The following is a 10701-nucleotide window of genomic DNA, read 5'->3' on the forward strand; positions in this document are numbered from 1 at the left end:
AACGGCCCCGCTCGTCCTTTCCCGCACCCGTACTGTTTGGCGTAGTAGCCACGCTGCGGTGCGAGGAAACCCCTATTGTCGCCAGCCCCGGCGGTTTCTAGAATTTATTCAATAATACGTGTATCCACTCTGACAATTGAAACATTTAATTTCCTTGCTGAATTATGGCTATTGAATACGTGCCGGGACATGCCTTATCGGCGGACGAAGAGGCTTACCATTTCGTCCTTCAACAGATTCGGACTTGCGGCTTTCGACCGGGCGAGCGTCTCGTCCCGGAAGAAATCGCCGCGACGATAGGCACCAGTCGGATGCCGGTCCGCGAGGCCTTCAAGCGGCTCGCGAATGAGGGGCTGGTGACGCTGCGGCCGAACCGAGGTGCAGTCGTCCGAGGGCTGTCCATTCCCGAAATGGAGGAGGTCTTCAACATGCGCGCGGTGCTCGAGGGATTAGCCGCACGTACGGCCCTCAAGCGTGTTGGCCCTCAGCAACTGAAAAGCCTGGAACACATGATAGATGTGATGGAGCAGAACGACCACGATCTGCCTCGCTGGGTAACCGCGCACCGGGAGTTTCACGAGTATCTTTGCGGGCTTAGCGCCAGCCCTCGGTTGCAGCAGCAAATTGCCTCGTTGCACGCAGTCGTGGAGCCTCACATGCGCCTATGGTTGCAGCACGCAGCGAAGCCGATGACCTCCCGCGAAGATCACATGGCTATCCTGACCGCGTTCAGAACAGGTGCGCCGGACGTTATCGAAGCCGTCCTACGCGAACATATCTCCGCAACAGTGCCTGCCTTGAAAGCGGTGATGGCTATCGAAAACCATCGCTGACGCCAAGCAGTCGTCGGCCCCGGGGCCGGCCTTCACTGGAATCCTTAGCAACCCCAGGTGTGAAACATGAAAAGCCAACAAGTGGCGCTATCCGGCGCTGATGTGAAGAACTCGCTGCATCCATACACGAACCTGAGCCTGCACGAACGGGTCGGCCCCATGGTGATCACTAGGGGTGAGGGCGTATACGTCTACGACGACACCGGAAAACGTTATTTGGAAGCGCTCGGTGGGTTGTTTTGTGCTTCCCTCGGTTTTAGCGAGTCCAGGCTGGCGGATGCAGCTGACCGTCAAATGCGCACGCTGCCTTTCTATCATGCGTTTGGACACAAAGCCAATGAACCGGCTGTCCGCCTCGCGGAAAAACTGATCGCGCTGTCGCCCACGCCCATGTCGAAAGTATTCTTCGCCAATTCCGGGTCGGAGGCCAATGACACGGCTGTCAAGTTGATCTGGTACTACAACAATGCCATCGGTCGCCCGAAGAAGAAGAAAATAATCTCTCGTGCTCGCGCCTATCATGGAGTCACGGTAGCGTCCGCGAGCCTCACCGGGCTGGCCAATAATCATCGCGACTTCGACCTGCCGATCTTGAATATCCTGCACACGGATTGCCCGCATCACTACCGCTATGCCTTGCCGGGAGAGTCGGAAGAGGCCTTCGCAACGCGATGCGCACACTCGTTGGAGAGACTTATTGAATCGGAGGGCCCCGATACGGTGGCCGCTTTCTTTGCCGAACCCGTCATGGCATCGGGCGGCGTCATCGTTCCTCCCGCGACATACTTCGAGAAGGTCCAGCATGTTTTGCGTAAGCACGATGTCATGTTGGTGGCCGATGAGGTAATTACGGGATTTGGTCGAACCGGCAATCTGTTCGGTGCTCAGACCTATGGTATGCAGCCTGACATGATCAGCTTGGCCAAACAGCTATCCGCTGGCTATCTTCCGATTTCGGCGCTGTTGATCAGCGACAAGATTTACCGTGCGCTGACTGTTCAGAGCGAGAAAATCGGTACTTTCAGCCACGGTTTCACCTACAGCGGCCATCCGGTGGCGGCGGCCGTCGCCCTGGAGACGTTGAGGATTTACGAGGACGACGGCATCGTCGAACACGTGCGCAAGGTCATGCCGCGCTTCCAGCAACGGCTTGCAGAGATGGGCGAACACCCATTGGTGGGCGAAGCGCGCGGAGTGGGCTTGCTTGGCGCCGTGGAGCTTGTTGCCGATAAATCCACCAAGATGCCTTTTCCAACTGAACAGGCTGTGGCGGCGCGCGTCGGCGAATTCGCCAAGCAGCGGGGCGTGATAACCCGCGCGCTAGGTGACACCGTCAACTTTTGCCCTCCTTTGATCATCACGGAATCTCAAATTGACGAGATGTTCGACAAAGTTGAATTGGCCATGGACGACACGATGTCCTGGCTAGCCTCCGTGGCCTGAACCCACAGTTTCGTCCCGCTTGCACGGGGGGCATACATGACTGTCCTGCCGCCTAGCTCGTCGTCGAGCTATGGCCTCGTATTGTCGAAAATTACACAAGGGGTATTAAATGAAGAACCGTGCAATCCAGTTTCTGAGACACGCCCTGATCGGCGGGATGGTCACGCTTGCCTTGGCTGCGCACTCCGCGCATGCTGCAGTGTCGGAACGCGCTGTCCAGCTGATCGTTCCCTTCCCCGCCGGCGGCGCGACTGATTTTATCGCACGTGCCCTGGCAGAACAGCTCTCGAAAAGGCTGGCCACTGCCTTCATCGTCGAGAACCGTCCTGGCGCAGCATCGATAATCGGGACGGAGTTTGTCGCCAGGGCCCCTGCCGATGGGTACACGCTGCTGCTCGCTACATCGTCCTCCATGGTCACGAACAGATTCCTGTTCAAAAAGCTCCGCTATGACCCGGATGCCTTTGAGCCAATCTCGCTGCTTTGCGTCACACCGTTGGTGCTAGTGTCCAATTTGGACCTGCCGTCTACGAACGTCCCTCAGCTAATTGACTATTCTAAAGAGCATCCAGGCACGATCAGCTATGCGTCGTTCGGCACGGGTACGCAGTCCCATCTAGCCTTGGCCAAGCTCAGCCGCGACGCGGGCGTAGACATGGAGCATGTTCCGTACAAGGGCGCCACCGAGGCTTTACCCGCGGTGATAGGGGGGCACGTCCAGCTTTACGTGGACACGATAATCAGCAGTCTGCCCTATATACAAAGCCATAAGGTTCGAGCCCTCGGCGTGACGACGGCCAAACGCACAGCGATACTGCCGGATGTGCCCACTATCGCGGAACAAGGTTATCCTGGCTTCGATCTGGCTCCCTGGTACGGACTGGTCGCCCCTCCTGGAACCCCGGCCCCTATCGTAGAAAAGTTGCGCAAGGCGATGACCGAAGTGATGTCGGCACCGGAATTCCGCAATCAGTTGGCGCAGGCGGGCGCGGAGATTCCTGAAGGTGACAACGGCCCGGAAGGGTTTAGGCTCCGGGTGAAAGCGGATATATCCTCAACGCAGGCGTTGTTGGCGGCGGCGGGCGTCACGGCCCAGTAGTTGCGGTGCTGACCAGTACTTGAAAATGAAGTGTCAGACTGCAATCGCATAGATACCCCATCCCAGGAAACCGACATGACATCGCAGCCACAACGCTTCCTGGATCATCTCGCCGCTCATGGCTGGACGGTGCTGCGGACCACGCCCACCTCGACGCCAGCGGCCGCGCCGGGCGAGGCGTGCGGCTATGGCGCTTTCTTGGCGACATTCACCGAATTGCACAATGCGAACCAGACGCGCTGGTTCCTGAGCGCAGCCGACCATGACTGCACGGCGGACAGCGCCTTTCCCTGGCACACCCTGCGCGATATCAGCCTGGAGGCCGCGCTGGACGACGCCGGCCGTCAGGCGGTCCTGGATTTCTGGCAACAGCACACGCCGATCTACATGAGCGTTGCCGGCGATTACGAATTCCTGGCGATAGAACGCGACTCGGGCCGCATCGTGCATGGCATCGAGCCGGAATTCGAGGACACCCGCGACGTCGCCCCGAACCTCGCGGCCCTGTTCGAAGACATGATTGCGGGCCGCGCCACGGCGGCGCTACTGGCGTAACGTCGTATGCAACAGCCCACGCAGCCCCATATGCCGCCCGATGTGAAGGCGTATACCCACGACGATATTCCTGCTCAGGAAACTTGGTTGGACTGTGCAACCGCCGACGGTGGCCGGCAGCGCGTGGTGTTGCTTGCGGCCGATCCACAGGCGGCGGCGCCGTTGCTGGCGACCCAGGCCGTCGCTTTCCGCCGACGTCTTCCGACCCTCAGCAGTCATTCGATCAGAGGCTCATCGAAAGGAAGAGACGCTTCCCTTGGCTCGTCGCTTCCCGAGCAAACTTAGTCAAAGCTTCAACAACCGGCTCGATGGCCGGACCATCGGCGCCCATGTGCACCATTTCGTCGTGTTTGGCCCAGACAGCCGATATGCCTGGAATGGCTTCTGACTGCGCGGTTGAAAGCCTGCGCACAAAGTCCTCTGGGAACTCGAAGACCCATCGCTCTTGCGTGTGCGCACGAAGGTGCTTTTCGCCTTCAAATTCTGTCGCGGTCGTTCCGCCGAGCGCGGACCATAGTCCGGCCAGCACCATGTTGTCCAAAGCTTTGAACTTCAAGATTGGCCAGTTGGCCGACTGGCCAGAGAGAATCGCGGGGATGTCTTCAGTCGAGGCAACCAGGATATCTGTAAGCATGTTCGGTGAACCCTAATTTGTTCGGATGGTAGTGCCATCGCATTCGACCCGGAGTGCGATGTGCGCGCACGCTGACTGTGCCTGAATGGCGTCTATGTTTAGAGGGCAAGATAGCATCCGGCAAGCGACGGGCGCTATTCGCGCGACACGAGGGGGGCAGATGCCCACCCAATGGCTGGTGTTGCCCACCAAAGCCTAAAGGCAAACTTCAACAAAAACGGCGAACTTTATTCCCGCCGCTCAGGGTATCCCCCAATCACATTTTCCTTGCGGAAACTCAATCCCCTATAGGACACTTTGTGTCATTAGAGCCGACACGGCGCAATCAAGGGGAATGGAATGAAGGTTTTTCGCAGGATAGCCGCGCTGACGATAGCGCTGGGTCTGACGGGCGGCGCGCAGGCCGCGTATCCGGAGCGCACCATCCGGTTGATCGTGCCGTTTGGCGCGGGTGGCATTACCGATATCGTCGCGCGGCAGGTGGGCAAGGGCATGGGCGATGTCCTGGGGCAAACGCTCGTCATCGAAAACCGACCCGGCGCGGGTGGTGTAATCGCTGCTCAGGTAGCAGCCACGGCGGCGCCTGACGGTTACACGATCTTCATGGGAACCGTGGGCACGCAGGTGGTGAACCCGTTGATCTACAGCAAGCTCAGCTACGACGCGAACGCCTTTGCGCCGGTGGGCATGGTGTCCGGGTCGCCGTTTGTGCTGGCGGTGCGGGCGGGGGTGCCCGCCTCCACGTTCGACGCCTTCGTGACCTACGCAAAGGCCAATCCCGGGCGCCTGAACTTCGGATCGGCGGGCAACGCCAGTTCGCCGCATCTGGGTCTGGAGCTGTTGAAGCTGACGGCCGGCGTGGACATTGTGCATGTGCCGTTCAAGAGCGGTAGCGAAGCGGTCAACGCCGCGGTGGGCGAGCAGGTGGATGTGGTGATGGACGCCAGTTCGGTCATCATGCCGCATGTGGCCTCGGGCAAGCTGCACGCGCTGGCAGTGGCTTCGGGCGAGCGTTTGGCGGCGGCGCCGGCCGTGCCCGCCAGCGCTGAAGTGGGCGACGCGGCCTTGCAGATCAGTTCCTGGAATGCGTTTTATGCCCCGGCGGGTACGCCGCCCGACGTGTTGGCCGCCTTGAACGCCGCCCTGCAAAAGACGCTGGCGTCCTCGCAACTAAAAGACCGTTTGGCGTCGCAGGGCACGCAGTTGTATACCGGGTCGGCAGACGAATACCAGCGCTTCATCACGGCCGAGAAGTCAAAATGGGCTGACATTGTGAAGCGCGCCGATATCAAGATGGATTGATGGCATGCATCCCGGGCTGCGATTTGGGCAGCAGCCCGGCATGCCATTCAGCAAGAAGCTGAGCAAGCCATTCAGCAACAAATTCAGGACTTACGCCGTTGTTGAACACGGCATCACGGAGACATGATGAACGATACGATGCACCTGGGAAAAGACGAACTGATCGCGCGGGCGCAAGCCGAGATGCAGCGCCAGTTCGACACGCCGCAATGGAGCCTGCGTGAACGGCTGGCGCTGACCTGCCGCATTCTGTTCGATGGCGGGCACGACTCGGGCCTGGCCGGGCAGATCACCGCGCGCACGCAGGAACCGGGCCGCTATTACACGCAACGCCTGGGCCTGGGCTTTGACGAGATCACGGCTAGCAATCTGTTGGTGGTGGACGAGGACCTGCGCGTGCAAGAGGGCGGCGGTATGCCCAACCCGGCCAACCGTTTTCATTCGTGGATTTACCGCGCGCGGCCCGATGTGAACTGCATCATCCATACGCACCCGCTGCACGTGGCGTCGTTGTCGATGCTGGAGGTGCCGCTGGAGGTGTCGCACATGGACAACTGCACGCTGTACGACGATGTGGCGTTCTTGAAGGACTGGCCAGGCGTGCCGGTGGGCAATGAAGAAGGCGAGATCATCTCGGCCGCGCTGGGCGACAAGCGCGCTATTTTGCTGTCGCATCACGGCATGTTGATTGCGGCGGGCTCGGTGGAAGAGGCTTGCGTGCTGGCCTTGCAGTTCGAACGCGCCGCTCGCATGCAACTGTTGGCGATGTCCGCCGGCAAGATCCAACCCATTCCGCCCGCGCTGGGCCGTGAGGCGCATGACTGGATCCTGACGCCCAAGCGCTCGCAGGTGGGCTTTTCTTATTACGCGCGCCGCGCGCTGCGTTCGCATCCGGACGTGCTGGCGTAAACCACAGGGGCAGGGGGGAAGAAGGCCGATCAGGCGTAGGGCGTCCAGGTGAAGCGCGGGAAGGCAAGCACCGTGCAGGCGCGGGGCGCTCGACGGCGGCGCCGGTTTCGGGCATGCTTACCGGTCGGATTTTCGCCCTCCCGCCCATGATCGATCTGCCCCACCGCCTACGCACCCTGCGCCGTCAGCAAGCTCTGTCCCTGGAACAGCTTGCGCAGCGCACCGGGCTGACCAAAAGCTATCTGTCCAAACTTGAGCGCGGCTTGAGCGAACCGTCGATTTCGACGGTGCTGCGCCTGGCCGAAGCCTATGGCGTGGGCGTGTCGCAACTGGTGGGCGCGGATGACGCCGCGCAGGACGAAGTGGTCAGCGTGGTGCGCGTGGCTGACCGCGAGGCCCTGCAACGCGGGGGGCTGGGCTCGCAATACCATTACGAGTCGCTGGCCGGACGCCGCAAAGTCAAGGCGATGGAGCCCTTCGTGGTGCATCCGCCGCGCGAATTTCCCGACGCCACCGCCGTGTTTCCGCACCCGGGCGAAGAATTCCTGCTGGTGCTCAAGGGCGCCATCGAGGTCCATGTGGGCGAACGTCAGTTGCGCCTGGAGACCGGCGATTCCCTCTACTTTGATTCCGAACTGCCGCACCGCATGCGCACGGTCAGCCGCGCCATGGCTGAAGTGTTGGTGGTGGCGGCGCATTGAACCCAAGGCAAGCCATGACACACGACCCCTCGCGGCTAGTCCGCATTGATGCCGGCCCGATGAAGAACCCGGTGCCGGGCAAGCCCCGCCGCCCGATCTCGGGCGACACGGCTTTTCTGTCGCAGACCTTCTTCGAGGGCAACGACGGCAAGGCCGAAGCCGGTGTGTGGGAAAGCACCGCGGGCGTGTTCCAGGCCAACACCACCGGCTACATCGAGTTCGGCACCATCATCGACGGCGCTGCCCGGCTGGTCGACCCGGACGGCACGGTGCATGAACTGACGGTGGGCCAGGCTTTCGTCATGCCCGAAGGCTATACGGGCCGCTGGGAAGTGGACCAGTTCGTGAAGAAGATCTACTTCATCAGCCGCACGGCGTGAAGGCAAGCCGCGATGGCGGCTATTGCGGCGGGCGTTGCGGGTACGCCGACGTGCCGAAGGTATTGCCCATGCGGTTGCCGATGGTGGCCGGCGTGGGCAGGCCCATCTGATTGGGCGGACGCTGTGTGATGGCCTCGGATTCCAATTGCGGCGCGGGCCTGGCCGTGGCGGCCGGCGCCATCTTCTGGTTCAGGCAGTCGTAGGACAAGGCCCGATACCCGTTGACCTCGGTGTCGATGCAAGCGCCGTCGGCGGCGCCTGCCGGTTTGGCGGACGGCTTGGCGGCGGGCGAGACTTGGGTGTCGTGGGCCGACACGGGCGCATGCATCAGCATGGCGGCCAACAACAATGAAAGCAGCCGGCCAAGGGCCCAGGGCACCGTGCGCATGCGCGCTCCTTGAAGACGCCCGGCCGGATACCGCCGGAGCAATCCAGGAAGTATAGGGATGGCAACAAGCCCGTAGGTGACCGTTGCGTGGCGGCGGCGCGGCTCGCGCGCATGTTGTGTCACGAATGCGTCATTCAGCGCCTCTAGCATGGCGGCTTTTGTCAGGGCGGACATTTCGGTGTCCTCTGTTGCGGCCATGTCAGGCACTTTCCCTTTGCGGTCACGTTCATGAGCGGCGCCTTCAAGGGGCGCGGCGGAGTGCTGCGCGCCTGTCTGGCCTGCGGCCTGTTGGCGCTGGCGCAGGCTGGCCTGGCCGCGCCGCCCGCCCCATCCATTCGATTCGAGATCGCGGCGCAGCCGCTGGCGCAGGCGCTTGTTGAATACAGCCTGGCCAGCGGCCTGACGGTGTTGGTGGACAGCACGTTGACCGCTGGCCGGCAGGCCCCGGCGGTGGTGGGCGTCTACACACCCAGCGAGGCATTGCGCAAGCTGTTGGCAGGTTCCCCCTTATCCATCCGCTATGCCAGCGCGCAGTCGTTCACGTTGGTTTCCAAGGACGATGACGCAGCGTCCGCCTCTGGCCGGCGCTTGCGCGACACGCCCTACGCCGCCGTCGTGCAAACCGCGCTGAAGCGCGCCTTGTGCAAGGCGGCCGGCACGCAGCCGGGCAGTTATCGCGCGTTGGTGCAATTGTGGTTCGACAAAGCCTGGCGCGTCAGCCGCGTCGGGTGGGTGGCAAGCACCGGCCAGGCCAGTCTGGATGGTCGCCTGGAAGCGGCGTTGCGCGGTGTGGTGATCGGCCCCATGCCGGCGGGCACGCCGCAACCGCTGACGGTGTTGTTGCAGCCGCGCAGCGCGGCGGAGTGCGACAAAGAGCAGGGGGGCGGCAGTGCGGGATAACAAGCCGGAAAACTCGTTGCGAGCCTTGTTTCTGGAGCGCTACAACGACTTTCGCAGTCAGCTCAAGCGTCGCTTGGGTTCGGATGACCTGGCGCATGACGCGATGCAGGAAGCGTTCTTGAAGGTCAATGACCTGCCAGCCAGTTCGTCGATTCAGCAGCCCGCGGCCTATCTGTTTCGGGTGGCGTTGAACATCGCGGAAGATCAGCGGCGGCGTGACTCCCGGCTGCTGACCGGGGTTGAGATCAGCGAACTGATCCACCTGGCGGACGAGGCCGCGGACCCGGCGCGCATTGCGCAAGGCCGCGACCAGATCGACGCCTTTCAGCGCGCGCTGCGCCAATTGCCCGAGCGCACGCAGCAGATGGTGCTGGCCGCGCGCGTACACGATCTGCCGCATGCCGAGATCGCACGGCGCTACGGCGTGTCGGAACGCATCGTATCCAAAGAACTCAAGCGCGCGCTGGAACATTGCGCGCGCGAACTGCTCGTGGCGGGTAGTGGAAAGGGTGGGTCGGCCCCGATCTCCCGTGCCGCGTGCCGGGACGAAGAACCATGGCGCTGACGATGAGCATGCCCGGAAGGAACAGGAACAAAGAGGACGCCGCCACCCGCGAGGCGCGGGACTGGCTGTTGGCGCTGACCTCGGGCCGCGCCACCGAGCACGACGCGCAAGCGTTTCGCGAGTGGCTGCGCGCCGACAGCCGGCATCAGGCGGCCTTTGCCCAGCAGAAGCAGTTATGGGAAGGCCTGGGGCCGGCCATCCAGGAGGTGGCGGCGCAGGGCGCGCGCAGCCGTGCGCGCAAAGCGGCTTTCACGGGCCGTCGTGCATTCCTGGGCGGCGCGCTGGCTGCGTCGGCGGCCTATCTGGCATTCAAGCCGCCGCTGGGCCTGTGGCCTGGCGTGGATACCTTGGGCGCTGATTACCGCACGGCGGCGGGCGAACAACGCCGTGTGTCGCTGGGCAATGCGCTGGACGTGGACATGAACACGCTGACGCGCATCAACGTCGAACACGACGCCGGCGGCCCGGTTATTGAATTGGCCGATGGTGAAGCGGAAATTCGCAGCGGCGCGACGGCCGCCGTCGTGGTGGCCGGCAAGGGCCGGATCACCGCGCGGGACGCTACCTTCAACCTGCGTTACATCGACGGCCAGGCGCGGCTTTGCTGCCTGTCCGGGTCGCTGCGCCTGGTGCATGCGCAAGGCGTGTTCGACGTGGCGGCCAATCGTGAGTTGCGCTACGACGATACGCGGGTGATGCCGCCCGTCCAGGTGGACCCCGCCGTGGTGACCGCGTGGCGCCAGGGCTGGCTGGTGTTCAACCAGCAGCCGCTGGCGCAGGTGGTTGAAGAATTGAACCGTTACCGGCGCGGTCGCCTGGTGCTGATGAATGAGCAACTGGGCAAGCGATTGGTGCAAGCGCGCTTTTCATTGGCGCAGGTGGCCGATGCCGAACGCCTGATCCGCGATGCGTATGGCGCGCGTGTGACACATCTTCCCGCCGGCGTCGTCCTGTTGTCATAAGCACGAGGCGGCCTGCCGCTCGATGAATTA

Annotated in this window: 13 protein-coding genes; 11 read left to right on the forward strand and 2 right to left on the reverse strand. The window is 62.4% G+C overall.

Annotated features, from left to right (window positions below; all coding sequences use genetic code 11):
* Positions 1-164: 164 nt before the first annotated feature.
* From M2361_RS00645 to M2361_RS00660, 4 genes are all read left to right on the forward strand, one after another.
* Positions 165-833 (forward strand): GntR family transcriptional regulator, encoded by a 669-nt coding sequence (locus tag M2361_RS00645; protein ID WP_259245754.1) that lies wholly within the window; start codon positions 165-167, stop codon positions 831-833.
* A 66-nt stretch (positions 834-899) separates the two neighbouring features.
* The gene (locus M2361_RS00650) at positions 900-2276 is read left to right on the forward strand and encodes an aspartate aminotransferase family protein (RefSeq protein WP_259245755.1); all 1377 of its coding nucleotides are present in this window, start codon (positions 900-902) and stop codon (positions 2274-2276) included.
* Positions 2277-2385: 109 nt separating this feature from the next.
* Positions 2386-3375 carry a tripartite tricarboxylate transporter substrate binding protein gene (locus tag M2361_RS00655; RefSeq protein WP_259245756.1) on the forward strand — a complete coding sequence of 330 codons (990 nt, stop codon included), beginning with the start codon at positions 2386-2388 and terminating at the stop codon, positions 3373-3375.
* Between the two features lie 75 nt (positions 3376-3450).
* Positions 3451-3930, forward strand: coding sequence for a hypothetical protein (locus M2361_RS00660; protein ID WP_259245757.1), 480 nt, complete (start codon positions 3451-3453; stop codon positions 3928-3930).
* Positions 3931-4153: 223 nt separating this feature from the next.
* On the opposite strand, the gene M2361_RS00665 is transcribed toward M2361_RS00660, so the two are convergent.
* Complete coding sequence (locus M2361_RS00665) at positions 4154-4564, reverse strand: hypothetical protein (protein ID WP_259245758.1); 411 nt, start codon at positions 4562-4564, stop codon at positions 4154-4156.
* Positions 4565-4903: 339 nt separating this feature from the next.
* On the opposite strand from M2361_RS00665, the gene M2361_RS00670 reads away from it, so the two are divergent.
* The 4 genes from M2361_RS00670 to M2361_RS00685 all read left to right on the forward strand — a co-directional run bounded on the left by M2361_RS00670 (position 4904) and on the right by M2361_RS00685 (position 7856).
* Positions 4904-5866 carry a tripartite tricarboxylate transporter substrate binding protein gene (locus M2361_RS00670; RefSeq protein ID WP_259245759.1) on the forward strand — a complete coding sequence of 321 codons (963 nt, stop codon included), beginning with the start codon at positions 4904-4906 and terminating at the stop codon, positions 5864-5866.
* Positions 5867-5992: 126 nt separating this feature from the next.
* Entirely contained in the window at positions 5993-6775 is a 783-nt protein-coding gene (locus M2361_RS00675; protein WP_259245760.1) for an aldolase, read from the forward strand.
* A 146-nt stretch (positions 6776-6921) separates the two neighbouring features.
* On the forward strand, positions 6922-7476 hold the full coding sequence (locus tag M2361_RS00680) for a helix-turn-helix domain-containing protein (protein WP_100856886.1): 555 nt from the start codon (positions 6922-6924) through the stop codon (positions 7474-7476).
* A 14-nt stretch (positions 7477-7490) separates the two neighbouring features.
* Positions 7491-7856, forward strand: a complete 366-nt coding sequence (locus M2361_RS00685) for a cupin domain-containing protein (RefSeq protein ID WP_259245761.1) — start codon at positions 7491-7493, stop codon at positions 7854-7856.
* A gap of 19 nt (positions 7857-7875) precedes the next feature.
* Here M2361_RS00685 and M2361_RS00690 read toward each other — a convergent pair whose 3' ends face one another.
* A complete protein-coding gene (locus M2361_RS00690) occupies positions 7876-8244 on the reverse strand; it encodes a hypothetical protein (protein ID WP_259245762.1) in 369 nt (122 codons plus the stop codon).
* Positions 8245-8472: 228 nt separating this feature from the next.
* Between M2361_RS00690 and M2361_RS00695 the strand changes: the two genes are divergently transcribed.
* Genes M2361_RS00695 through M2361_RS00705 form a run of 3 tightly spaced genes read left to right on the forward strand, consistent with a single transcriptional unit; the run spans position 8473 to position 10671 of the window.
* The gene (locus M2361_RS00695; protein WP_259245763.1) at positions 8473-9144 is read left to right on the forward strand and encodes an STN domain-containing protein; all 672 of its coding nucleotides are present in this window, start codon (positions 8473-8475) and stop codon (positions 9142-9144) included.
* A complete protein-coding gene (locus M2361_RS00700) occupies positions 9134-9709 on the forward strand; it encodes an RNA polymerase sigma factor (protein WP_259245764.1) in 576 nt (191 codons plus the stop codon). Before M2361_RS00695 ends, M2361_RS00700 begins: the two co-directional genes overlap by 11 nt.
* A gap of 8 nt (positions 9710-9717) precedes the next feature.
* Entirely contained in the window at positions 9718-10671 is a 954-nt protein-coding gene (locus M2361_RS00705) for a DUF4880 domain-containing protein (protein WP_259245765.1), read from the forward strand.
* Positions 10672-10701 lie beyond the last annotated feature (30 nt).

This window comes from Achromobacter sp. JUb104 (assembly GCF_024806975.1).
Lineage (GTDB): Bacteria > Pseudomonadota > Gammaproteobacteria > Burkholderiales > Burkholderiaceae_B > Achromobacter > Achromobacter spanius.

Excerpts from the sequence above, each read along its gene's own strand:
- M2361_RS00645 (WP_259245754.1), top strand. The coding sequence starts at position 165 with ATGGCTATTGAATACGTGCCGGGACATGCCTTATCGGCGGACGAAGAG.
- M2361_RS00650 (WP_259245755.1), top strand. The coding sequence starts at position 900 with ATGAAAAGCCAACAAGTGGCGCTATCCGGCGCTGATGTGAAGAACTCG.
- M2361_RS00655 (WP_259245756.1), top strand. The coding sequence starts at position 2,386 with ATGAAGAACCGTGCAATCCAGTTTCTGAGACACGCCCTGATCGGCGGG.
- M2361_RS00660 (WP_259245757.1), top strand. The coding sequence starts at position 3,451 with ATGACATCGCAGCCACAACGCTTCCTGGATCATCTCGCCGCTCATGGC.
- M2361_RS00665 (WP_259245758.1), bottom strand. The coding sequence starts at position 4,564 with ATGCTTACAGATATCCTGGTTGCCTCGACTGAAGACATCCCCGCGATT.
- M2361_RS00670 (WP_259245759.1), top strand. The coding sequence starts at position 4,904 with ATGAAGGTTTTTCGCAGGATAGCCGCGCTGACGATAGCGCTGGGTCTG.
- M2361_RS00675 (WP_259245760.1), top strand. The coding sequence starts at position 5,993 with ATGAACGATACGATGCACCTGGGAAAAGACGAACTGATCGCGCGGGCG.
- M2361_RS00680 (WP_100856886.1), top strand. The coding sequence starts at position 6,922 with ATGATCGATCTGCCCCACCGCCTACGCACCCTGCGCCGTCAGCAAGCT.
- M2361_RS00685 (WP_259245761.1), top strand. The coding sequence starts at position 7,491 with ATGACACACGACCCCTCGCGGCTAGTCCGCATTGATGCCGGCCCGATG.
- M2361_RS00690 (WP_259245762.1), bottom strand. The coding sequence starts at position 8,244 with ATGCGCACGGTGCCCTGGGCCCTTGGCCGGCTGCTTTCATTGTTGTTG.
- M2361_RS00695 (WP_259245763.1), top strand. The coding sequence starts at position 8,473 with ATGAGCGGCGCCTTCAAGGGGCGCGGCGGAGTGCTGCGCGCCTGTCTG.
- M2361_RS00705 (WP_259245765.1), top strand. The coding sequence starts at position 9,718 with ATGCCCGGAAGGAACAGGAACAAAGAGGACGCCGCCACCCGCGAGGCG.